We start from the raw sequence: 275 nt of genomic DNA, 5'->3' as shown, positions 1-275 counted from the left end.
CTTGCTCTAGTATAGAGTTAATTTCTTTCGGAATGACTTTTCCATTCCTGGCTACAACATAGGCTTCAATACCGTGAGTTAAAAATGTTATACCATGAAGTTCCGTCTCAAGCTGCGACTTGAGTCTAACTGCCAACTCGTACGCATTGCGATCAACTTCAGCTTTTTGAGTGCGTTTATAATCCTGAATGAAGTATTCAGTAGCACTTATAATACCGGCAAACAAAACTACAGCGGCGAATTTCAGCCAATTGAGCTGACTGGATGATTGCTTA

1 protein-coding gene is annotated in these 275 nt (G+C 40.4%); it reads right to left on the bottom strand.

The window, feature by feature from the left end:
* On the bottom strand, nt 1–275 hold a 275-nt coding region (locus tag SB659_RS19455; protein ID WP_410551589.1), incomplete at both ends, for a hypothetical protein.

Source organism: Arthrobacter sp. SIMBA_036, from assembly GCF_046535135.1.
In the GTDB taxonomy this organism is placed as follows: Bacteria; Actinomycetota; Actinomycetes; order Actinomycetales; family Micrococcaceae; genus Arthrobacter.
Note: the sequence above shows the minus strand (reverse complement) of the source record. Positions and strands in the feature narration are given on the sequence as shown.